The sequence below is a fragment of the Pseudopedobacter sp. genome (genome assembly GCF_040392825.1).
GTDB lineage: Bacteria > Bacteroidota > Bacteroidia > Sphingobacteriales > Sphingobacteriaceae > Pseudopedobacter.
In genome coordinates this window covers 26,349-47,268 of the sequence record NZ_JBEBVH010000002.1, presented here as the reverse complement: position 1 = coordinate 47,268, position 20,920 = coordinate 26,349, and the positions used below count along the sequence as shown (strand labels likewise).

Annotated in this window: 20 protein-coding genes; 15 read left to right on the top strand and 5 right to left on the bottom strand. The window is 35.3% G+C overall.

Features of this window, described 5'->3' with window-relative positions; translation table 11 throughout:
* Nucleotides 1–618, bottom strand: a 618-nt coding sequence (locus ABWO41_RS00480) for a 1-deoxy-D-xylulose-5-phosphate synthase N-terminal domain-containing protein (protein WP_353131953.1), incomplete at its 3' end; no start/stop codon positions are given.
* A gap of 127 nt (nucleotides 619–745) precedes the next feature.
* Between ABWO41_RS00480 and ABWO41_RS00475 the strand changes: the two genes are divergently transcribed.
* Nucleotides 746–1,504: a segregation and condensation protein A gene (locus ABWO41_RS00475; protein ID WP_353131951.1), complete on the top strand. Its 759-nt coding sequence runs from the start codon at nucleotides 746–748 to the stop codon at nucleotides 1,502–1,504.
* Here the strand turns inward: ABWO41_RS00475 and ABWO41_RS00470 are convergent.
* Nucleotides 1,461–2,483: a Gfo/Idh/MocA family protein gene (locus tag ABWO41_RS00470; RefSeq protein ID WP_353131949.1), complete on the bottom strand. Its 1,023-nt coding sequence runs from the start codon at nucleotides 2,481–2,483 to the stop codon at nucleotides 1,461–1,463. The two genes, ABWO41_RS00475 and ABWO41_RS00470, sit on opposite strands and share 44 nt — an antisense overlap.
* Nucleotides 2,484–2,629: 146 nt before the next feature.
* Here ABWO41_RS00470 and glyA point away from each other — a divergent pair, with 146 nt between their 5' ends.
* Both glyA and ABWO41_RS00460 read left to right on the top strand, forming a co-directional pair.
* Nucleotides 2,630–3,904 (top strand): serine hydroxymethyltransferase, encoded by a 1,275-nt coding sequence (gene glyA, locus ABWO41_RS00465; protein ID WP_353131947.1) that lies wholly within the window; start codon nucleotides 2,630–2,632, stop codon nucleotides 3,902–3,904.
* A gap of 116 nt (nucleotides 3,905–4,020) precedes the next feature.
* Complete coding sequence (locus tag ABWO41_RS00460) at nucleotides 4,021–4,413, top strand: response regulator (protein ID WP_353131945.1); 393 nt, start codon at nucleotides 4,021–4,023, stop codon at nucleotides 4,411–4,413.
* 98 nt (nucleotides 4,414–4,511) lie between these two features.
* Here ABWO41_RS00460 and ABWO41_RS00455 read toward each other — a convergent pair whose 3' ends face one another.
* From ABWO41_RS00455 to rlmN, 3 genes are all read right to left on the bottom strand, one after another.
* Nucleotides 4,512–5,894 (bottom strand): hypothetical protein, encoded by a 1,383-nt coding sequence (locus ABWO41_RS00455; protein ID WP_353131944.1) that lies wholly within the window; start codon nucleotides 5,892–5,894, stop codon nucleotides 4,512–4,514.
* A 26-nt stretch (nucleotides 5,895–5,920) separates the two neighbouring features.
* Nucleotides 5,921–6,538, bottom strand: coding sequence for a ComF family protein (locus ABWO41_RS00450; RefSeq protein WP_353131942.1), 618 nt, complete (start codon nucleotides 6,536–6,538; stop codon nucleotides 5,921–5,923).
* A gap of 105 nt (nucleotides 6,539–6,643) precedes the next feature.
* Nucleotides 6,644–7,699, bottom strand: a complete 1,056-nt coding sequence (rlmN, locus tag ABWO41_RS00445; protein ID WP_353131940.1) for a dual-specificity RNA methyltransferase RlmN — start codon at nucleotides 7,697–7,699, stop codon at nucleotides 6,644–6,646.
* A 109-nt stretch (nucleotides 7,700–7,808) separates the two neighbouring features.
* On the opposite strand from rlmN, the gene ABWO41_RS00440 reads away from it, so the two are divergent.
* The 12 genes from ABWO41_RS00440 (at nucleotide 7,809) to ABWO41_RS00385 (ending at nucleotide 20,917) form a co-directional block, all read left to right on the top strand.
* The gene (locus ABWO41_RS00440; RefSeq protein WP_353131938.1) at nucleotides 7,809–8,981 is read left to right on the top strand and encodes an amidohydrolase family protein; all 1,173 of its coding nucleotides are present in this window, start codon (nucleotides 7,809–7,811) and stop codon (nucleotides 8,979–8,981) included.
* 55 nt (nucleotides 8,982–9,036) lie between these two features.
* Complete coding sequence (locus ABWO41_RS00435; RefSeq protein ID WP_353131936.1) at nucleotides 9,037–9,309, top strand: acylphosphatase; 273 nt, start codon at nucleotides 9,037–9,039, stop codon at nucleotides 9,307–9,309.
* Nucleotides 9,310–9,312: 3 nt separating this feature from the next.
* Nucleotides 9,313–10,791, top strand: coding sequence for an oligosaccharide flippase family protein (locus ABWO41_RS00430; RefSeq protein ID WP_353131934.1), 1,479 nt, complete (start codon nucleotides 9,313–9,315; stop codon nucleotides 10,789–10,791).
* Nucleotides 10,791–11,225, top strand: coding sequence for a dUTP diphosphatase (gene dut / locus ABWO41_RS00425; protein WP_353131932.1), 435 nt, complete (start codon nucleotides 10,791–10,793; stop codon nucleotides 11,223–11,225). Before ABWO41_RS00430 ends, dut begins: the two co-directional genes overlap by 1 nt.
* 27 nt (nucleotides 11,226–11,252) lie before the next feature.
* Nucleotides 11,253–12,998 carry a tetratricopeptide repeat protein gene (locus tag ABWO41_RS00420; protein WP_353131930.1) on the top strand — a complete coding sequence of 582 codons (1,746 nt, stop codon included), beginning with the start codon at nucleotides 11,253–11,255 and terminating at the stop codon, nucleotides 12,996–12,998.
* On the top strand, nucleotides 12,976–13,752 hold the full coding sequence (gene lolB1 / locus ABWO41_RS00415) for a lipoprotein insertase outer membrane protein LolB1 (RefSeq protein ID WP_353131928.1): 777 nt from the start codon (nucleotides 12,976–12,978) through the stop codon (nucleotides 13,750–13,752). Before ABWO41_RS00420 ends, lolB1 begins: the two co-directional genes overlap by 23 nt.
* 22 nt (nucleotides 13,753–13,774) lie before the next feature.
* Nucleotides 13,775–15,034, top strand: a complete 1,260-nt coding sequence (locus tag ABWO41_RS00410; protein WP_353131926.1) for a murein hydrolase activator EnvC family protein — start codon at nucleotides 13,775–13,777, stop codon at nucleotides 15,032–15,034.
* A 59-nt stretch (nucleotides 15,035–15,093) separates the two neighbouring features.
* A complete protein-coding gene (locus ABWO41_RS00405; RefSeq protein ID WP_353131924.1) occupies nucleotides 15,094–15,372 on the top strand; it encodes a Sec-independent protein translocase subunit TatA/TatB in 279 nt (92 codons plus the stop codon).
* A gap of 33 nt (nucleotides 15,373–15,405) precedes the next feature.
* Nucleotides 15,406–15,582: a twin-arginine translocase TatA/TatE family subunit gene (locus ABWO41_RS00400; RefSeq protein WP_353131922.1), complete on the top strand. Its 177-nt coding sequence runs from the start codon at nucleotides 15,406–15,408 to the stop codon at nucleotides 15,580–15,582.
* A 75-nt stretch (nucleotides 15,583–15,657) separates the two neighbouring features.
* Nucleotides 15,658–17,091 carry an Asp-tRNA(Asn)/Glu-tRNA(Gln) amidotransferase subunit GatA gene (gatA, locus tag ABWO41_RS00395; protein ID WP_353131920.1) on the top strand — a complete coding sequence of 478 codons (1,434 nt, stop codon included), beginning with the start codon at nucleotides 15,658–15,660 and terminating at the stop codon, nucleotides 17,089–17,091.
* Nucleotides 17,092–17,156: 65 nt separating this feature from the next.
* Nucleotides 17,157–18,584, top strand: coding sequence for a lytic transglycosylase domain-containing protein (locus ABWO41_RS00390; RefSeq protein WP_353131918.1), 1,428 nt, complete (start codon nucleotides 17,157–17,159; stop codon nucleotides 18,582–18,584).
* Nucleotides 18,585–18,628: 44 nt separating this feature from the next.
* On the top strand, nucleotides 18,629–20,917 hold the full coding sequence (locus tag ABWO41_RS00385; RefSeq protein ID WP_353131916.1) for an NADP-dependent malic enzyme: 2,289 nt from the start codon (nucleotides 18,629–18,631) through the stop codon (nucleotides 20,915–20,917).
* Nucleotides 20,918–20,920 lie beyond the last annotated feature (3 nt).

Here is a 20,920-nt window from a genome sequence, read left to right as displayed (position 1 = left end):
TTTATTATAAGTTTTGCTGGTAGTAATATTGGTAAGATAATCTTTAAGTGCCCCTACATTTGGATCAATCGACATACAGTTATCATTAAGGATAACCAGCAGATTTGATTTTTCAATACCACCATGATTTAATGCTTCAAAGGCCATTCCGGCAGTCATAGAACCATCACCAATGATAGCGACATGCTGTCTGTCATTTTCTCCTTTCAGATGTGAAGCCACGGCCATGCCTAATGCTGCGGAAATAGAAGTGGAAGAATGCCCTACCCCAAAAGTGTCATACTCGCTTTCTGCTCTTTTTGGGAAACCACTTATCCCTCCGTATATCCTGTTGGTATGGAATATATTTCTGCGGCCTGTTAGAATCTTATGACCATATGCCTGATGACCTACGTCCCAAACTAAACGATCGTATGGCGTATTCATTACATAATGTAAAGCAACGGTAAGTTCTACTACACCTAAGCTAGATGCAAAGTGACCACCATTTACAGATACCACATCAATAATATATTGTCTAAGTTCTTTGCAAATTTCGACTAAATCTTCTTCCTTAAATTTCTTTAAATCAGAAGGCGTATTGATTTGAGTTAGTAGCTTGCCCGCCTTTACTTCCATGTTTTCTATTAAAATAATTTACAAATTTAAAAGAATTCCTGACTTAAACATGTGATATGTTTTAGATTATGATTTGCAGATAACTATATTAAGCTTAATAAAAACAATCTATATTTGCGGCTGAATAATGGAAGCGGTAGAGAATTTTTCTATTAAATTACCAGTTTTCGAAGGACCCTTCGATTTGCTCCTTTTCTTTATAGAAAGGGACGAATTGGATATCCATAATATTCCTATTGCCAAAATTACGGATGATTTTCTGGAATATATTCACCAGATGAATTCATTAAACATGGAGCTGGCCAGTGAGTTTATTTTTGTCGCCTCGACTTTGATGAGGATTAAAGCAAAGATGTTGTTGCCGCGAGTGGAAGTAGATGAACAGGGTAATGAAATTGATTTAAAGCAAAACCTTATTCAGAAATTGATAGAATACAAACGCTTTAAAGAAGTTACGGAGACTTTTAAGCTCCTGGAAGAAGACAGGTTTTTTAAGGAGAGAAGAGGAAATATCGTGGAGGATGTGAAGCGATTTGAACAAACGGGGAATTCTGGAGAAGAACTTGCAACCTTTGATTTGTACAAATTGCTGAAAGTTTATCACCGCATGATGAGAAATTACAGTATCCGTTCAGAAGAAGTAAAACATACTGTAGTTAAATATCCATATACGATAGAAGAACAAAAGCTGGTTATTTCACAGTTGTTAAACATCAATGCCAGATTAGATTTTAAAAATATTGTACAGCATTCAAAAGATAAGGTTCAGTTTGTTTACAATTTTTTGGCTGTTTTAGAAATGCTGCAACAACAATTGATTAATATTCAAATTGGATTAGGGTTTAATAACTTCTGGATTGTAAATAAAGAAGAGATTGCTCAATAAAATCAATAACATGTAATTCATCTTTCAGACCAATTTCCGGGTTCTTATTTTCATAAATGCATGATATTACCTTTTTTAAGAACTCGTCATGTTTATCTGCTGAGCCTTTATAAAAATGATAGTTATTGGCATGTGATATTTCCTGAAATGCAGGCAGGTCTATCTTGTCTTCAACCTGTATAAAATCCAGCTTTTCCATATATTGTCCTCCAACTTTTACATTCCCCTTCGTTCCGATAATTGTTAAACTGCTCTCTATATTTGTGTTCCAGGATGCATTGGTGAAATTAAACAAACCTCGGCCGCCATTTTTTAGCTTAAATTTAATGTTCCCACTATCATCAAACTCGGTTTTTACAGTATCATTTAAATTAAACGTCTCGGCAGAGATATCTACAGGTGAGCCACATAGCCAAATCATTAAATCAATAAAATGGCTAAACTGTGTATATAATGGACCTCCACCTAAATTGGAGGTAGCTCTCCAGGGAGATTCAGCATAATATTTCTCATTTCTGTTCCAGAAGCAATTAATTTGAATATAGCGTAGCTCGCCCAATCTTTTCTGCTCCAGTATTTTTTTTAGCCAGATAGATACCGGGCTATATCTGTTTTGCATTACCGCAAATACTTTTTTGCCCGAAATTTCTTCCGCTTCCATCATGTTATAAACATCATCTGTGCTTAATGCAATAGGTTTTTCGCAAATTACATGATAGCCCGCTTTCAGACAGTCTATTGTTTGCTGAGCATGATTGCCATTTGGAGTACAAATGCATACGATATCTGCAGGGATTTTATTTTTAAGGAAATCTTCCAGTGAAACAAAAAAAGGTACTAAATCGATAAGATTCTTACGTTTGTTAAAATCAGTATCTACAGCAGCTATCAATTCTGCATCAGGCAAAGATTTTATAATCTTGGCATATTTTGAACCTATATTTCCAACTCCGACAATTACAAAACTCAGTTTGTTCATTTATAGTTTTTTAATCTAAAAATCCATATAAAATTCTAAATTTGTCTTTTAAAAGGCGGATGCTATAAGTCCCTAAAGATTAGAAAAAACTTTTAATCTGAAAAGGATTATTTTAATTTAACGATAGCAATATATAAAAAAATTTCATGAAAAAGGACGAAATTATTTTTGATTTAATCAACGAAGAGTTGCAAAGACAGGAGCAAGGCATAGAACTTATTGCCTCCGAAAATTTTGTTAGCAAGCAGGTTATGGAAGCTGCTGGTTCTGTTTTGACCAATAAATACGCAGAAGGGCTTCCGGGAAAACGTTATTATGGAGGTTGTGAAGTTGTTGATGAAATTGAAAATATTGCTATCGAAAGAGCTAAACAGCTATTTAACGCAGAATGGGTTAATGTTCAGCCACATTCCGGAGCACAAGCCAATACAGCAGTATTTTTAGCTGTTTTAAAACCTGGTGATAAGATTTTAGGTTTCGATTTGTCTCATGGCGGTCACTTAACTCATGGCTCTCCGGTAAACTTTTCTGGTAAAGTATACCAACCGTTTTTTTATGGAGTAGATGAAGAGACTGGTTTAATTAATTATAAACAATTAGAAGAGGTAGCTTTAAGAGAAAAACCCAAATTAATTATTTGTGGTGCTTCTGCTTATTCCAGAGATTGGGATTACGTATTTATCCGCTCAGTAGCAGATAAAATTGGTGCTTTGGTTTTAGCAGATATTTCTCACCCTTCAGGTTTAATTGCCAGAGGTTTATTGGCAGATCCGCTTCCGCATTGTCATATCGTAACAACAACTACCCATAAAACATTAAGAGGCCCAAGAGGTGGTATTATTATGATGGGGAAAGATTTTGATAATCCTTGGGGATTGACGACACCAAAAGGAGAGATAAGAAAAATGTCTGCAATTTTAGATAGTGCAGTTTTTCCTGGAACTCAGGGCGGGCCTTTAGAGCACATTATTGCTGCTAAAGCAGTTGCTTTTGGTGAAGCGTTAAGTGATGAGTATATGGAGTATGTACTTCAGGTAAAGAAAAATGCTGCAACTTTAGCCAAGGAACTGGTTGCTCGTGATTATAAATTAATCTCCGGAGGTACAGATAACCACCTGATGTTAATTGATCTATCGAATAAAAATATTACGGGTAAAGCAGCAGAGGAAGCCTTGGGTAAGGCAGACATTACTGTTAATAAAAATATGGTTCCTTTTGATAAGAGATCGCCATTTGTAACTTCTGGTATTCGTATAGGTTCTGCAGCTATCTCTAGCCGTGGTCTAAAAGAAACAGAAATGGTTAAAATTATTGGTTTCATTGATGATGTGATCAATAATTATGAAAACGAAGACCGTTTAAAAGAGATCAAACAGGAAGTGAATGCATTAATGAAAGCGTTCCCTTTGTACAGTAAATAGTTATTATAATATAAATGGTTGAAGTCCCTGGAATTAAATTCAGGGACTTTTTGTTTTTCAATAGAATTGAAACAAATTTATAGTGTTCTGAGTATAAACTAAGAAAAGGGGAGAATATGGAAAAGAGTTCAATACAAGTACTTGTTGTTGATGATGATGAAATCAATATCTTGATATCTCGAAAAGTATTATCAAAGTATTTCAATAATGTGGAATTTGAAACAAATAGTACATTAGCTTTAGAAAAAATACTTGCCAAGAAATTTGATGTAGTGTTATTGGATGTAAATATGCCAGTAATGAATGGGTTTGATGTAGTGAGTCGTGTAAGGTCTCAGGAAGATATATACTTTAAGCAGTTACCAATTATTGCTAATACCGCTTCAATTTTACCAGAAGATATAGAGGAAATTTTAAATAGTGGCTTTACTTCTTACCAATCTAAACCACTAAGAGTAGATGTGTTATTACGTGAGATAGATAAGCTCATGGCAAATGTACATACTTGAAAAGAGAAAGGACTGGCTTAAAACCAGAACGGTTGTCGCCAGTCCAAATCTAAATTAACGCTCTCGAGTATTTATACAGATAAAAGAGCAAAAAGGTTTCAATTTTTTTGAAAACAACCTAAAGTGGAAGGAAACAACCTATCTATTCCTTTTAAGTCTTTCATTATAAATGTATTGAATTTCGGAATGTTGATGTTTTCCCCATATTTTAAGAAAGCACTTTCATGACTTAACTGAAAGATATCATATCTTGGATTAATGAATAAAGGATCAATATTAAATACATTATTGTTTCCTTGTATTTGATCTGGAGTGTCAGTTTTAATAAGATTGCTCTTAAATTCTACATCGAAGAGCTTCTCTTCGGTTTTTTTTAACTCAATTTCATTTCTGTTATTTCCCCAAATGATATTATTAATAAAATTTGCACTTAGATCTAAAGTATTGTTTCCGGAGAGCGAGCTGTTAGAAATAAAAATAGCAGCAGTATTCCTTGACATGCTAAAATTGTAACCAGCAAAAGTGTTTTGATAAAACTGGAATTTTCCACCATTTGATAAGGATAATAAAAACTGGCCACAATTAAAGATCAGGTTGTTAATCCCGGTAATCTCTCCGTTATTTGCGATAATACCTGCAACCTGATGATTTTTTATAATAGAGTTGGTAATTAGTAGCTTAGTGTTGTTGTTGCTGCTTAAAGAATCTACCTGAATTCCTGTAAGCGCATTTTTAATGATGCAGAAATTCAGATGATTATCTTTCGATCTGCTGGTGAAATGAAGTCCTTCCCATTGCCCCGGTTCATCTCTGTAAATTCTCTCCATTCTATCGCTGGCGAAAGTAATCGAATCGTTTAAACTTCCATTAGCTTGCAAACTCCCGTTTATAGTAAGCTTTGCTTTTTTATGAAAGAACATTCTTACTCCGGGATCTAATGAGAGAACAGTGCCGTTGGTTACCGTGTTGTTTCCATAAAAGACGTAAGGTTTCCCTTTTTGAAAAGTAATATTTGTATTGATTTTTTCATCGCTCATGTATACTGCATTCTGGCCGTAAGCAACTAAAGGTAGTTTCTGCATTCTTCCATTATAAGTCATTAACAGCGAATCCTCTATAAGAAAAGGAGAATCTGAACTATTAGGGTCGATAAAAGCTTTAACAAATACATAGATAGAGTCGTTGCCGGCAATTTCGATGTTACTAAGAGTGTTCGTTGTTAAACCATTGATATTTATTTTAAAGCTGGAGGTGTTACCTCCGGATAAAGCCAGTTCATTAATTAATATTTTATGCTTATTATAATTGAAAACTTTAATAGTCCTCGTTGTACTTCCTTTATCTGTAAAAATAGTATCGAAAAGTACAGAATCTGTTGAAAAGAAGAGTCTGGCTTCGGAATTTTCTCCCACAGAAGAGTTGTCCTTGCAGGCTGTACAATATAGTGCCAGTATAAATATAAAGAGTGTAAGTAATCTCATACTTACCAAAAATAATATAAATTCAGTTAAGAGGTGTAGGCAATTCCCATAATAGAAATTTTGTCTATTTCGGCATTGTTTAGTGCATGAAAACATGCTTCCAGTGTCGCTCCTGTAGTTATAGTATCATCTACTAGGATGGCTTTGTTAATATTCATTTCATTTTTTGCTGTAAAAGAAGCCTTAAGGTTGTCGTATCTGGATATTCTGCTTTTTTGAACCTGGCTGTCGGCATATTTGATTCTTTTTAAAACATCGGTCATAACCGGAATACCTAAAATGTTAGAAAGGCCTATGGCAATTTGCTCACTTTGGTTAAAACCTCTTTTTCTTTGCTTGGTTTTATGCAGAGGTACAGGGATTAAAGCATCAAAATCACTATAATCGGAAAATTTAACCAATTGCCTACCATACATTTCACCCAACCAAATACCAAGTTCCGGCATATTGTTGTATTTTAACTGATGCATGAGATTTTGAACAATTCCACCCTGTTTAAAATAGAGATAAGCTGATGCACTTTGAATATTTGCTCTTCCCCAAAATGTCTTTTCTAATTGATTTTCTTTGTGAATATGAAAATTAGTAAAAGGGAGATTGTATATGCATGACGTACAAACCAAATTTTCCTGAGTCGTAAGCATGGTTTTGCAACCATTACAAAGGTTGGGGAAAAATAAAGATTTAAAATCCAAAAGGTATCTATTTAACAGATTCATTCTCTTAAGTTAAGAATAAATCCGCTAATATTATTTAGCTCCTTCTTTAACAGCAAGCTGTCCACAGGCTGCATCTATATCTTTTCCCCGGCTCCTTCTAATATTGGTAGTAACGCCTTGCTTTTTTAGATAATTTGCAAAAACCTCAATCTTATCTTCCTCGGCATTGGTAAAATCCGCAAATGAAATGGGATTGTATTCTATAATATTAACTTTACAAGGAATATGCTTACAAAATTTTGCTAATTCTTTCGCATCCTCAATCCCATCGTTAAAATTGTTAAACACGATATATTCGTAAGTTACCGGGTTCTTGGTTTTGGAATAAAAATATTTAAGTGCTTCTGCCAAAGATTTCAAAGAGTTCTGCTCATTTATTGGCATAATCTCGTTACGTTTTTCATCATTGGCTGCATGTAAAGACAATGCGAGATTAAATTTTACATTGTCGTCGCCAAGTTTCTTAATCATTTTTGCAATACCTGCAGTAGAAACCGTAATACGTTTTGAAGCCATATTTAAGCCATCTTCCGAAGTAAGTTTCTCTATAGACTTGAGCACATTGGAATAATTTAACAATGGTTCGCCCATACCCATATACACAATATTGGTTAACGGAATGCCGTAATTCTCTTTAGCCTGTTTATCTATCAAGACCACCTGATCATAAATTTCATCGGCATTTAAATTACGTTTTCTATCCATATAACCCGTAGCACAAAATTTACAGGTAAGGCTGCATCCAACCTGGGAAGATACACACGCAGTCATTCTATCTGGTGTAGGAATAAGAACACCTTCAATTAAATGCGTGTCATGCAGTACAAAACTATTTTTTATAGTCTTATCGGAGCTGAATTGTGAGCTATTTATTTTTACGGCATTGATGACAAAAATCTCATTAAGTTTATCCCTTAAACTCTTTGATATATTGGTCATTTCATCAAACGAAGTAGCTGATTTTTTCCATAACCACTCATAAATTTGATTCGCTCTAAAAGATTTTTCATTTAATTCTATAAATTTGGATCTTAAATCTTCTAGCGAAAAACTCCGAATATCAGACTTTGTTGACGCTGTGTTCATACGTTTGCAAAATTACGGAATAATATTTGGATTATAATTGTAGCTATCCTAAACAATATCTTAAGTTAAATGTTAAAAAAATGTTGTTGATTTTAGTTAATCCTTTCAAATGAAAAAATTTACGGCAGATTACGTTTTTACTGTAGACGGCAAAACCCCAATACCAAATGGTTTGGTAGTAACGGATGATGAAGGCAGGATATTGTCTGTATCCAGCTATAATGATGATAATGATAAAAGTATAATACATCATAAAGGAATAATTGTACCGGGTTTTATTAATTCCCATTGTCACCTTGAACTATCTCATTTAAAAGGGAAAATTGAAGAAAAAGAAGGTCTGCCAAACTTTATTAAAAAGGTATTAGCATTGCGGAATGTCTCCGAAAAGGAGATAATAACGGCTATGAAGGAGGCAGATAAATTGATGGAGAAGAATGGTATTGTAGCTGTGGGAGACATTTCCAACACTTCTATTTCTGCAGATATAAAAGCCCAAAGTAATATCAAGTATCATACATTTATAGAAATGGTCGGAATTGACCCGGACATTGCCGATGAATTAGTAGAAAAAGCAGATGCTATGAAATCTGAATTTGCTAATGCGGGGTCGGTTTCTATTACACTGCATGCAGCCTATACCTTGTCAAAGAATCTTCTCAAAAATTTCAGAAAATATTGTAAGACCCATAAGAATTTAATCAGCATACACAATCAGGAAAATGACGATGAGAATGCATTGTATAGATATAAAACAGGAGCTTTTGTAGATTTTTATAAAGATTTAGGTATAAATATAGACCATTTTGTGGCTATGTCTAAAAATACTTTACAGGCTTTGGTACCTCTTTTTCCGCAAAACCAAAACATATTGTTGGTTCATAATACCTTTACGTCTCTGAAAGATGTATATATGCTTAAAAGATTCGATCATGGTTTTTATTGGTGTTTTTGTCCGGGTGCTAACCTGTACATAGAAAACACGCTTCCCCATTTCGACTTTTTTACAAAATCTGAACTCCCGGCAACTTTGGGAACAGACAGCCTGGCTTCTAATAAAACACTGAGTATTTTAGAAGAAATGAAAATTGTAAAAAACAGCAGGCCAGAAATTTCTTTTGAGACAATGCTTCAATGGGCAACTTTAAACGGAGCTAAATTTTTTGGATGGGAAGGAGAGTTGGGAAGTATTGAGAAAGGAAAAAAACCAGGCTTAAATTTAATTACAAACTTTAAAGATGGGCACATCACAGACAAATCTGAGGTGGTGAAATTGATTTAATACTTGTTGTTTTCGACTTAAAACTTGACTTTTATCATTTAATTGATTTTAATAGATGAAAGCTTGTTTAATTATTGTTTCAGGTAAAGTTCAGAGAGTGTCTTTTAGGGCTTCAACAAAAGTAGTAGCCGATCAAATGGCTATAAAAGGAATTGTTAAGAACCAACCGGATGGAACAGTGTACATAGAAGCAGAAGGTGACGACATGATGCTGAATTTTTTTATAGATTGGTGTAAGTCGGGGCCCGATGAAGCTAATGTAGAAAGCATTGAAATTAAAGATATAGAAATAAAAAACTATAGTAATTTTGCAGTCTTAAAGAAATAAGATTTGTCTTCTATAAAGAAATTCGCCGGACAAACGGCTATATACGGCTTAAGTACTATCGCTTCGCGAATACTTAATTTCTTTCTGACTCCTATCTATACAACTGTATATGCACCAAAAGCGTATGGGGTTTTTACAACTATGTATGCCTGGGCTTCTGTTCTAAATGCTATTATGGCTTTTGGGATGGAAACAACTTTCTTCAGGTTCATAAATAAAAAGGAAGATAAGGAAAGAGTATACAACAATACCTTTTTTGTAATTGCATTTATAGCTTTAATATTTGTAGGAACTGCTTTTTTATTTATACGGCCGATAGCCGAATGGATGCAGTCCGGAAAAGCAACATCTTTACAGGATTATATCTCTTTCATTCAATATTTTATCGTCATTTTAGCTTTTGATGCATTATGCGTTATACCTTTTGCCAGGATCAGGGCAGAAGGGAAGCCATTTCGATATGCATTTATAAAACTGGTGAATATTTTAAGTTTTATAGGACTTAATTTATTCTTTCTGTTTGTCGTTCCTTTAATTATAGAAAATAATTGGCCATTGGCTACGTGGTTTGCAGGTTGGTATAAACCCGGTTGGATAGGCTACGTATTTTGGTCAAATCTGTTGGCAAGTATACTGACTTTTGCTTTGCTTTTGCCAGAACTTATGAAATTGACTTTCAAAGTTGATAAAAGATTGCTTTGGGATATGTTTCATTACAGCTGGCCGGTACTTATTGCCAATCTTTCTTTCATCATAAACGAAAATAGCGACAAAATTTTTCTGGAAAAGCTGTTACCGCCGTCTATTAGTGATAAGCAAGTCGGTATTTATGGCGCCTGCACTAAATTGGCTATATTCATGAATATCTTCATTCAGGCATTTAGGTTAGGTGCCGAGCCGTTTTTCTTCAGCAGTTCTAAAAATAAAGACGCAAAAGAAACTTATTCGCTGATTATGAGTTATTTCATAATAGCATTGGTGTTGATTTATGTTGGCCTGATTGCGAATATTGACATTTTAAAATATTTTATAGGAGAGCAGTTCTGGGATGGTTTATATGTAGTGCCCATTCTTCTTTTAGGATATCTTAATCTTGGAATATACATGAATCTGTCTATATGGTATAAACTATCCGATCAGACAAAATATGGATTGTATATCTCTGGAATAGGAGCCGTTTTGACTATTGTACTTAATATCGTATTCATACCGATGTATGGATTTATAGCATCAGCATGGGTTTCTTTATGCGCCTATAGTGTGATGATGATTCTTTCCTATCTGTGGGGGCAAAAACATTATCCTATTCCATACAGGATAAAAATAGACTTGCTATATATTGCAGTTGCGACAATTTTGGTTTATACCTCATTTGTAGTTTTAAATAGAGACATTATCTGGGGGAATGCGTTATTCGTCATTTTTACAGTATTAATTTTATATATTGAAAAAGAAAATCTAAAAAAGATATTTTTGAAATAATGAAAATTAAAATCATCAATAAATCCAAAAATCCTTTGCCAAACTACGAAACCAATCTTTCTGCAGGCATGGATTTAAGAGCAGACATTGAAAAAATAATCACTTTAAGGCCTTTGGAAAGAAAATTGGTTCCAACTGGTTTGTTCATAGAATTACCTGAAGGTTACGAAGCGCAAATTAGACCCAGGAGCGGTTTAGCCTATAAATTTGGGATTACGGTATTGAACAGCCCGGGTACAATAGATGCGGATTATAGAGGTGAAGTGAAGGTTCTTTTAGTTAATCTTTCGTCAGAAGAATATACTATTCAGCCAGCGGACAGAATTGCACAAATGGTAATTGCTAGTCATGCTACAATAGAATGGGAAGAAGCTGTAGAGCTTAACGAAACCGTTAGAGGTGCAGGAGGTTTAGGGCATACTGGAGTGAATTAATTTCCGTTTATTAAAGTCAATTAAGAAGTGAGGTTTATTCTGAAAAAATACGCGTTGTTAAGTGCATTTCTGTTTTTATGTCTCGGAAGCTTTTCTCAAAAGCAGAAGGAAATACAACAGGAATTGGTCCTTATTGCAGGTAAACCCATTTCTGCTGCAGATAGTCTTATTATAGAAAACCTGTATTTTTCTGGGTTACAGAATAAACTAAATCAGCAAACAAAGGCAGCATTAAACAATTTTAATCAGATTATCGCTGTAGATCCGCAACAGCATAACGCTTATTACGAAATGGCTCAAATTTATTTCAAGAATAAGGAATACGATTTGGCTAAAGAAAGTATACAAAAAGCGCTTACAATTAATACTGCTAACGAATGGTATTGGGTACTGTCGGCAAGTATCTATCAGGAATTAAAAGATTATAATTTATTAAATTATACACTTGATGAGCTGATAAAGTTGTCGCCCGATAGAACCGAGTACCGTTTAGAGAAGGCCAATACTTTGATGTTATTGCAAAGGCCAGAAGATGCATTGTCTGAATATCGGGAGATAGAAAAGAATATAGGAGCCAGTTTGGAAACGTTGGAAGGCAAACAAAGAATTTATCGGTTAATGGGAGATTTCAAATCGGCAGAAGCCGATTTAAAACAGCAGATAACATTAGATCCGACTAATTTTAGATATTATATACTTTTAGGCGATCTGTATTTTAATAACAAAGACAAAGAAAAGGCGCTAGAAACTTATAAGAAGGTCAAAGAGCTTGATCCGGGGAATGGATATGTAAATCTGGCACTTTCGGACATTTATAATTCGGAAGGAAAAACTGAAGAAGCCTTTGCAGAATTGACTCAGGTATTTAGGGTGTCGGAAATCAATATTGATCAGAAAATTAAAATTATTATCAGCTATTTTTCACGTTTCCCTGATCTGAAATATGTGAGATATGCCGAAACATTAGCATTTATATTAACTGAAGAATATCCGCAGGAAGCAAAAGCTTTTGCTATTTATGGTGATGTTTTATTCCAGAAAACAGAATATCAAAAAGCGGGAGAAGCCTATCAGCAAGCTATTGCGCTAAATAAAAATATTTATGCTGTTTGGGATCAGTTGGTAAGGATTAAGCTTAGTCTTAACGACATGAAAGGCGTTGTGGAAACCGGAGAGGAAGCTTTAACTTATTTTCCGCAAAGCGGTAGTATTTATGTTTACGTCGCTATTGGACTTTCCCAAATGAAAGAAAATGAAAAAGCGATATCCTATCTTAATAATGCGCTGAATTTTGATCTGGAAAAAGGCATGAAAGTACAGGTTTATAGTAGTCTGGGAGATGCCTATCAAGGATTAAAAAAATATAAAGAATCTGCAGACTCCTATGAGAAGGCACTTGCTTTGGATGCGAATAATGTTTATGCCTTAAACAATTATGCGTATTATTTATCGTTAAGGACAGAGAGGTTAGATAAAGCAGAACAGATGTCTCTGAAATCTAATCAGCTAAGTCCAAATAATGCTTCTTTCTTAGATACTTATGCATGGATATTGTTTAGGCAAAAGAAATATGAGGAGGCAAAAGAATGGATAGAGAAGGCAATAAATGCCAGTAAAGAAAAAAATGCGGTTTTATTAGAGCATTACGGCGATATTCTTTATCACCTGAAAGACGAGGAATCTGCTGTTTCTTATTGGAAAAAAGCAAAAGAACTAGGAGAAGAGAGTGCTGTTTTAGAGAGAAAAATCAATGAAAAGAAATATAGTGAGTAAATATTGGATTTTGCTGTTTGTGCCACTTTTTTGGTCGTGTGCCGCAAAAAAGAAACTAAAAGAGGTAAAGCAAGAGAAAATAGTAAAGGAAAATGAAATCTCTACGAATGATTTAAAGAAAACCCAGTTAGATTATGAAACCTTTACAGCAAAAGCAAAAACCAATCTTTCTTTAGACGGGAAAGTTTATGACGTAACCCTCAATCTTAGGAACAAAAAGAGCAAGATTATTTGGGTATCCCTAACTTATGTGGCGGGACTGGAAGCCGTTAGAGTATTAATTACACCTGATAGTGTGAGACTTTTGAACAGAATGACCAGTGAATATGCCGTTTACCCATTCAATTTTATTCACAGATATAGCAGTAAGCAAATAGATTTTAAGGCTTTGGAAGCTATGCTGGTAGGGAATTCTTTAGATCTACTTCTGGAGTCTGATCCTTCGATAACAAAAGAAAACGGATTACTTTTATTAAAAGGAAATTCAGCAGATCTGATGTTCGAGAGCGTCTACTCTTCTTTATTTAAACCCCAGAGTTTAAGTTTAAAAAAACAAATGCCTGCACAATCGCTAAATATCAATTACGATAGTTACACACAAATAGAAGGAAAACTGGTTCCTTTTAAAATAGGAATCGCATCGCAAATAGAATCGAAGGAAATCAAAATTGGGTTGGAATATCAAAATCCGCAATTTAATATACCATTGGAGTATCCATTTACCATACCCAAAAGATTTACACGTATAGAATAAAAAAATAGATACCTTTGTAAGGATGAAGCTTTTAAGATTAGCATTAACAGTTGTATTTTTAGGTATATATGGTTCTTCTTTTTCGCAAACAAGAGCAGAACTGGAGAGAAGAAAGGCTCAGCTCAATAAAGATATTGAGATGATAAACAATACTTTAAAACAGACCTCAACAAGTAAGAAGGTTACTTTAAAGGAGTTAAATGCATTAAAAGCACAAATAAGACTTCGGGAAGAAAAAATCAGGACCATTAATTCCGAAGTGAGATTGCTTGATGGAGAAATCAATCAGAATATGAATAATATTCGCTCTCTGCAAGCCCAGTTAAAACAATTGAAAACAGACTATGCTGCCATGATCAGGTTCGCTCAAAAAAATCAGGGAGCATATAGTAAGCTGATGTATGTTTTTGCTGCTGAAGATTTTAACCAGGCCTATAAAAGACTTAAGTACCTTCAGCAATTTAGCGAGTATAGGGTAAAGCAAGCTAAGTATATAGAAGAAACTCAAGCGGCGCTTAAAAATAAAGTAGCGACGCTCAATAAAAATAAGTCAGAAAAATCTCATTTATTGTCAGATCAGCAAAAAGAGAAAAATGTCTTAGGTCAGGCAGAGAATAAACAATCCAAAGTGATTAAAAGTCTAACCTCTCAGGAAAGAAAACTTAGACAAGATCTGTCGCAAAAACAAAGAGCTGCCGCACAGTTAGATCGGGCAATTAGGGCTGCAATCCAACGAGAGATAGCTTTAGCGAAGAAGAAGGCAGAAGAAGAAGCCAGGGCAGCGGCAGCAAAAGCCAGAGCAGAAGGTAAAGAGGCCCCTGCGGCAACAACAAGTACAAGCAGATCTTCCGTATTGGCAGCTACTCCGGAAGCAGCAAAATTGTCGGCCGGTTTTGTAAGCAATAGAGGAAGACTGCCATGGCCGGTTGCAAATGGAGTTATTACAGAATCTTATGGTACCCAGAAAATTGGAAATATTACTAAAGAAAATAATGGCTGGACAATAAGAGCAAACACAAATGCTCCGGTAAGAGCCGTGTTCGAAGGAACGGTAAGCCGTATTGTTGAAATCGCTGGTAAAAATGTGGTAATGATCAGACATGGAGAGTTCTTTACTATTTATCAGAATTTAAAATCTATTAGTGTTTCCAGTGGGCAGAAAGTAGGAACTAAACAGACTATCGGAACTGTAGCTTCAGATGAAGATGGAATTTCAGAAATTCATTTCGAACTGTGGAAAGGTATGGAAACCCAAAATCCGGGAAGCTGGCTGGCAAATTAAATTCAATAAAACAGGAAATAAAATCATAATAAATATATATTTGCGTTATGTATGTGATTATGACTCAGAATACTCTTTTGTTTTTAAATATAGGAGCGCAGGAAACAATACTTATAGTTTTTGCTGTTTTATTGCTCTTTGGAGGTAAAAAACTGCCTGAATTAGCAAGAGGTTTAGGAAAAGGAATCAGGGAATTTAAAGACGCTTCTGATGATGTAAAAAGGGAAATTCACAGAAACATTAATTCGTTAACTGCAGAAGAAGAGCTTAAACAGGAAGAAGAGGAAGAAAGAAAAAGATATCAGGAAAACGAAGAGAATAACAAAACAGCAGAATAAATACCAATTAATTTAATCAAAAAATATAAGAAAATGGGATTAGGAGCACCAGAGATAATATTAATAGTAGTAGCACTATTATTGTTGTTTGGAGGGAAAAAAATTCCTGAACTAATGAGAGGTTTAGGAAAAGGAGTGAAAGAGTTTAAAGAAGGCCAAAAAGGCATAGAAAAAGAAGAAAAAACATATAATCAGGACGATAAGAATTAATTTTTCATTATCGTACTATTTTAATATGTGCTTTCGGTTACTGAAAAGGCAGCCGAAAGTTCTCTTATTTTTACAATGCTCGCAGAAAAAACATACACTTACAACAGGTTACAAGATATTCAATCTGATATAAAAGCAGGTATATTGTCAGTGGAAGATCTGGTGAATTTTTATTTACATCAGATTCAACAGTTTTCCGACTTAAATGCTTTTATAGAAGTTTTTACAGAAGAAAGTATCCAACAAGCCAAATCCATTCAGGAAAAAATTACAAACGGAACTGCCGGGAAGCTGGCGGGAATGGTTATTGGTATAAAAGATAATATTTCATACAAGGGACATAAAGTTTCTGCCTCTTCAAAAATGCTGGAAAACTATACAGCTGTATATTCGGCAACTGTAATAGAACGCTTATTAAAAGAAGATGCGATTATTATAGGACGTTTAAATTGCGATGAATTCGCAATGGGGGCCTCTAATGAAACCTCTTATTATGGTCCGGTAAAGAATTTTATTGATCCAAGAAAGGTATCAGGCGGATCTTCCGGGGGTTCTGCCGTAGCTGTACAGGCTAATATGTGCCTGGCCTCTTTAGGTACAGATACAGGAGGTTCTATTCGCCAACCAGCTGCTTTTTGTGGAGTTATAGGCATAAAGCCAACTTATTCCAGAGTATCAAGATACGGAGTTATTGCATATGCTTCTTCTTTTGATCAGGTTGGTCCTATAACCCGTTCTGTAGAAGATGCGGCAATTTTGCTGGAAGTGATATCGGGTAGAGATGAAAATGATAACATTTCTTCTGGTAAAGAAGTTCCGCAGTATAGCGAATTATCCAAAGCAGCTCCCAAAAAGATTGCTTATATAGAAGAGACTTTAAATGCCGAAGGACTGGATCCGGAAATAAAAAAGAATATAAAAGAACAGATAGCGCATTTAAAGGCTATCGGACACACGGTAGAACCTGTTTCTTTTGAATACCTGGATTATGTTGTTGCCACTTATTATATTTTAACAACAGCAGAGGCGTCGTCAAATCTTTCCCGATACGATGGGATACATTATGGACATAGAAGTGAAAAGGCTTTTGATTTGGAAAGTACTTATAAATTGTCCAGAAGTGAAGGATTCGGAGACGAAGTAAAACGTAGAATTATGTTGGGAACCTTCGTTTTAAGCGCAGGTTATTATGACGCGTACTATGCAAGGGCACAAAAAGTAAGAAGACTTATAAAAGACAAAATAGAACATATATTAAAGGGATATGATTTTATTTTAACCCCAACAACCCCAAGCCCTGCCTTTGATATTGGTGCTAAAATTACAGATCCTTTAGAATCATACTTAGCCGATATTTTTACCGTTATAGCATCTTTAACCGGTCTGCCGGCAATCTCTGTTCCTTGTGGAACAACCGAAACAGGGTTGCCTTTAGGAATACAGATTATGGGGAGAAGTTTTGAAGAAGACAAATTACTTTCTTTTTCAAAAGACTATTTAGAGAAATAAATTTTGGTCAGCGAGCCAAAGAATAAAATATAAATAGGCTTATAGAGCCGCAAAAAACTAGAAGAATGGCAAAAACTTTCGCTCTGTTTTTTGTTGTTTGCAATTTAGCTTTTATCCATGGCTATGCACAAAACAATAAAATAAAAAGGGACACAGCCTACGTGAGTAGGCTAACTCCTGCAGAATCAAGGGTAATCAGGAATCTTGTGAATACAGATACCTCATTTGTGCACCCCCAAATAAATTTAAATACCGAACTTTTTAAGTATGATGCCAATCTGCTTTATAAATATAGGTTAGACTCCCTAAATTCGGAAATCTCATTAGATTATAATCCTTATGTACAATCGTATATAGATGTTTTTATAGCCCAACGGACACAACAGATTGGAAGAATGGTGAGTTTGGGTAATTATTATTTTCCAATTTTCGAAAAGGCCCTTAAAGAGAAGAATATCCCTGAAGAATTTAAATATCTCCCAATTGTAGAGTCTTCTTTAAACCCACATGCTGTTTCACGTTCGGGAGCTACAGGATTATGGCAATTTATGTATACCACAGCAAGAGGTTATGGCTTAAATATTGACGGCTATGTAGATGAAAGGAAAGATCCAATTACTTCCAGCTACGCAGCATGTAAATATCTTCAGGATGCCTATAACGAATTTGGAGATTGGCTATTAGCGCTGGCGTCATACAATTGCGGAATGGGGGCTGTTAAAAGAGCTCTGGATAAAATATCAGGAACCGTAAAAACTTATTGGGATATCAGGCACCTTTTACCTCAGGAAACCAGAGATTATGTTCCTAAATTTATTGCAGTAGCTTACATGATGAATTATTTCGATAGGCATATGGATGTGAAATCAATTCCCGAACTGGCATTTAAAATTGATATCGACTCCATTTATGTTAATAGAGGCGTTAGTTTCTCAAGTTTAGCAAATGTATTGAGGATAGAAGAAAAAGAGTTACAGATTTTAAATCCTTCCTACAAAAGAAATTTAGTTAATGGTACTGTTCAGGATCCAAAAAGACTGATTATACCTAAGGTGGACTTTTACACCTATGCACATTTATTTGATGTGCTAAACCCTGAGGCGGAAACAAAACTAGTGTACGCATCGGTTAAAACAACAGTGCCTGCTGTTGTTGCAAAAAAAGAAATCCATCATGTGGTTAAAAAGGGACAAAGTTTAGGAACTATCGCCAATACCTATCGTGTAGAAGTTCAGGATTTAAAGGTTTGGAATAAGATGAAAACCAATGCGATAGTACCCGGACAGAAAATTAAAATAATTAAGGAACAAACCACTCAGAAAAAAGCAGAGAACAATAGCTACCGAACTTATGTTGTTAAGGCTGGAGACACATTGTCTTCCATTGCGAATAACTTCAAAGGAGTTACTGTTGCAGCATTAAAAGAATGGAATAATTTGTTAGACTATAATTTGTCTGTAGGAGAGATATTGAAGATTAAATTGGATATGTAAACTTCGTGTTCTCTCATAGAAAGGCATTTTTAACGAAACAGTATATGAGCAAAACTACAAAAAAGCAGGATGCTCTAGACTATCATGCCAATGGTAGACCCGGAAAAATAGCTGTTGTACCAACTAAGCCAACCCGTACCCAGCGAGACTTGACACTGGCTTATTCTCCGGGAGTCGCAGAACCCTGTCTGAAAATTGCCGAAAAAAAAGAAGATGTATATAAATATACCGCAAAAGGAAATCTTGTAGCCGTAATAAGTAATGGAACTGCAGTTCTGGGACTTGGCGATATTGGTCCTGAAGCCGGAAAACCTGTAATGGAAGGGAAAGGTCTGTTATTTAAAATATTCGCGGATATTGATGTTTTCGATTTAGAGCTGGATGTGAAGAATGTAAATGAGTTTGTGAATATTGTAAAAGCTTTGGAGCCTACATTCGGAGGAATTAACCTGGAAGATATTAAGGCTCCCGAATGCTTCGAAATAGAGCAGCGGTTAAAGGAAGTCATGAACATTCCGGTGATGCATGATGACCAGCATGGAACAGCTATAATATCTGGAGCGGCTTTGTTAAATGCCTGCGAGATACAACGTAAAGCAATAGGAGACATTCAGGTCGTTGTTAACGGAGCAGGTGCTGCGGCAGTTTCATGTACCCGTTTATATATTTCTCTCGGCGTTAAACCGGAGCATATAGTAATGGTGGACCGTAGTGGAGTAATCAGGTCGGATAGAGAAGGCTTAAACGGTATAAAAAGAGAATTTGCAACAAAGAGAAACTTACATACTCTTGCCGATGCGATGAGGGGAGCCGATGTATTTATTGGTCTTTCTTCTGCAGATGTCCTTAATGCAGAAATGCTGAACTCTATGGCAAAAAATCCAATTGTTTTTGCTATGGCAAATCCAAATCCCGAGATAGATTATAATCTGGCGATTGATACCAGAAATGATATTATTATGGCAACGGGGCGATCAGATTTTCCGAATCAGGTAAATAATGTTTTGGGGTTTCCGTATATTTTTAGAGGAGCCTTAGATGTGAGAGCAACTGCAATTAACGAGGAGATGAAAATTGCGGCAGTTAAGGCAATAGCCGATCTGGCTAAATTACCAGTGCCCGAAGCTGTAAACCAGGCCTATAATTCTAAGAATTTAAAATTTGGAAAAGATTATATCATCCCAAAGCCCGTAGATAGCAGATTGATTACTACCGTTGCACCTGCAGTAGCCAAAGCAGCTATAGATTCTGGAGTTGCACAGGAAAGAATTACAGATTGGAATGCTTATGAGGACGAATTAAGAAAGCGGTTGGGATTGGAAGATACAATTATGCGTCATCTTTCAGATAAAGCAAAATCGTCTCCCAAACGTGTGGTTTTTGCAGAGGCAGACCATTATAAAATACTAAAAGCAGCTCAAATAGTTAAGGAAGAGGGCATAGCTATTCCAATATTGTTGGGAAATAAAAAAGCTATAGAATCTATTATAAAAGAGAGTTCTCTGGAACTTTCGGGTGTAGAAATTATAGATCCGTTAGAAGAAAAACAGTGGATAGAAGAATTTGCCCAAAACCTGTATTCAAAAAGACAACGTAGGGGAATTACTTTGTTCGATGCCCGAAAAAATATGCGGGACAGAAATTATTTTGGTGCCAGTATGGTTGAGTTTGGCTACGCAGATGCATTGATATCTGGCCTTACCCGAAATTACGTAGATACAGTAAAACCTGCTTTACAGATTATACGAACTATGGAAGGAGTAAACCGTGTTGCAGGAATGTATATGATGCTTACCAAAAAAGGACCAATTTTCTTTGCAGATACAACTGTAAACGTGAATCCCAGCGCCCGTGAATTGGTAGACATTACTGTTTTGGTAAATAATGCAGTAAAGCAATTCAACATAGAACCCAGAATAGCACTATTATCATACTCAAATTTCGGATCTAACGAGGGGACTATACCACAAAAAGTTAGAGATGCGGTGAAAATTCTTCATACAGAATATCCGGAAATTATTGCAGACGGAGATTTACAGGCTAACTTTGCCCTTAATTCAGAAATGCTTAGCGAAAATTTTCCGTTTTCAAAATTAGGAGAAGAGATGGCTAATACATTGGTTTTTCCTAATTTAGAGTCTGGAAATACGGCTTACAAATTATTGCAGGAATTGGGTGAAGCAGAGGCTATTGGGCCAATTCTGTTGGGCATGAATAAGCCGGTTCACGTACTGCAGTTGGGAAGCTCCGTCAGAGAAATTGTGAACATGGTAACTATAGCGGTAGTAGATGTTCAAGAAAAAGAAATATATGAGCAAGGAAAAGATAATTAACTT

Excerpts from the sequence above, each read along its gene's own strand:
- ABWO41_RS00475 (WP_353131951.1), top strand. The coding sequence starts at position 746 with ATGGAAGCGGTAGAGAATTTTTCTATTAAATTACCAGTTTTCGAAGGA.
- ABWO41_RS00470 (WP_353131949.1), bottom strand. The coding sequence starts at position 2,483 with ATGAACAAACTGAGTTTTGTAATTGTCGGAGTTGGAAATATAGGTTCA.
- glyA (WP_353131947.1), top strand. The coding sequence starts at position 2,630 with ATGAAAAAGGACGAAATTATTTTTGATTTAATCAACGAAGAGTTGCAA.
- ABWO41_RS00460 (WP_353131945.1), top strand. The coding sequence starts at position 4,021 with ATGGAAAAGAGTTCAATACAAGTACTTGTTGTTGATGATGATGAAATC.
- ABWO41_RS00455 (WP_353131944.1), bottom strand. The coding sequence starts at position 5,894 with ATGAGATTACTTACACTCTTTATATTTATACTGGCACTATATTGTACA.
- ABWO41_RS00450 (WP_353131942.1), bottom strand. The coding sequence starts at position 6,538 with ATGCTTACGACTCAGGAAAATTTGGTTTGTACGTCATGCATATACAAT.
- rlmN (WP_353131940.1), bottom strand. The coding sequence starts at position 7,699 with ATGAACACAGCGTCAACAAAGTCTGATATTCGGAGTTTTTCGCTAGAA.
- ABWO41_RS00440 (WP_353131938.1), top strand. The coding sequence starts at position 7,809 with ATGAAAAAATTTACGGCAGATTACGTTTTTACTGTAGACGGCAAAACC.
- ABWO41_RS00435 (WP_353131936.1), top strand. The coding sequence starts at position 9,037 with ATGAAAGCTTGTTTAATTATTGTTTCAGGTAAAGTTCAGAGAGTGTCT.
- dut (WP_353131932.1), top strand. The coding sequence starts at position 10,791 with ATGAAAATTAAAATCATCAATAAATCCAAAAATCCTTTGCCAAACTAC.
- lolB1 (WP_353131928.1), top strand. The coding sequence starts at position 12,976 with ATGAAAAGAAATATAGTGAGTAAATATTGGATTTTGCTGTTTGTGCCA.
- ABWO41_RS00410 (WP_353131926.1), top strand. The coding sequence starts at position 13,775 with ATGAAGCTTTTAAGATTAGCATTAACAGTTGTATTTTTAGGTATATAT.
- ABWO41_RS00405 (WP_353131924.1), top strand. The coding sequence starts at position 15,094 with ATGACTCAGAATACTCTTTTGTTTTTAAATATAGGAGCGCAGGAAACA.
- ABWO41_RS00400 (WP_353131922.1), top strand. The coding sequence starts at position 15,406 with ATGGGATTAGGAGCACCAGAGATAATATTAATAGTAGTAGCACTATTA.
- gatA (WP_353131920.1), top strand. The coding sequence starts at position 15,658 with ATGCTCGCAGAAAAAACATACACTTACAACAGGTTACAAGATATTCAA.
- ABWO41_RS00390 (WP_353131918.1), top strand. The coding sequence starts at position 17,157 with ATGGCAAAAACTTTCGCTCTGTTTTTTGTTGTTTGCAATTTAGCTTTT.
- ABWO41_RS00385 (WP_353131916.1), top strand. The coding sequence starts at position 18,629 with ATGAGCAAAACTACAAAAAAGCAGGATGCTCTAGACTATCATGCCAAT.